The organism is Pseudarthrobacter sp. B4EP4b (assembly GCF_006680095.1).
In the GTDB taxonomy this organism is placed as follows: domain Bacteria; phylum Actinomycetota; class Actinomycetes; order Actinomycetales; family Micrococcaceae; genus Arthrobacter.
This window is the reverse complement of sequence record NZ_VHIJ01000088.1, coordinates 1-358: the sequence shown is the minus strand read 5'-3', so window position 1 is coordinate 358 and position 358 is coordinate 1. Positions and strand designations below refer to the sequence as shown.

Annotated in this window: 1 protein-coding gene; it reads left to right on the top strand. The window is 62.6% G+C overall.

Going from position 1 to position 358, the window contains the following annotated elements; all coding sequences use genetic code 11:
* Positions 1-69 precede the first annotated feature (69 nt).
* On the top strand, positions 70-358 hold a 289-nt coding region (locus tag FNL14_RS23895; protein WP_142065059.1), incomplete at its 3' end, for a helix-turn-helix domain-containing protein.

The following is a 358-nucleotide window of genomic DNA, read 5'->3' as shown; positions in this document are numbered from 1 at the left end:
CTGGGCGTTGCCCGCTCGCCGGTAGATCGTCTTTATCGGCGGTGGAGGATCCATGGCCGGGGAGCGTTGATGACTAAGCCGACAAAGCGTGCGTACTCGTTTGATTTCAAGCTCGCATTGGTCGAACGCTTCGCCGCAGGCGAGAGTGCGCAAGATCTCGCCTCAGAAGCTGGCTTATCATCGCCCAAACTTCTCGAAACGTGGGCTCGGGCATACCGCCGAGAAGGGCCGGATGCTCTGCGCCCAAGGGCCAAAGGCAGACCCAGGAGGCCCGACGCCTCGCCACCAGTGGAGCTACCCGAACTGGAACGACTGCGGCGGGAGAACGAACGCTTGCGGGCGGAAGTGGCTTACCTGG